We start from the raw sequence: 398 nt of genomic DNA on the forward strand, positions 1-398 counted from the left end.
AGGAGTTGATCGAGCTGCGACTGAACCGCTCCCATCTGCCGGGAGAGCTGTTGCCGCAGGCTGGGCTGATCCCGCAGCGCCTGGGGCGACACCCCTTTCAGCAGTCCTTGCGCCTGCTCGACAAGCGTTTCGAGCTGGTCGTGAGAACCAATCTGCAGTTCTTTGAACCGCTGGAAGAACTCATGCAGCCGGGAAACCGCCGAATCCCGGAACACTTTGGGGGCTTGATCCCCACTGCCAGAGATCCGTTCGCAGAGATGCGACACCAGACTATTGAATTCATCCAGAAAGGCTGTCTCTGCCAATTGGATCGCTTCCTCAAACCGGGCCGAGACCCGAGCGCATTCCCGCTCATAAAGCTCGGGGGCAATCGACTGGAGGTGTTCGGGCGGGGCAAC

General features: G+C 59.8%; 1 pseudogene. It reads right to left on the reverse strand.

Annotated features, from left to right (window positions below):
• A pseudogene (locus A6X21_RS16560) lies at positions 1–398 on the reverse strand (hypothetical protein); the annotation flags it as partial.

This window comes from Planctopirus hydrillae (assembly GCF_001707835.1).
In the GTDB taxonomy this organism is placed as follows: Bacteria; Planctomycetota; Planctomycetia; order Planctomycetales; family Planctomycetaceae; genus Planctopirus; species Planctopirus hydrillae.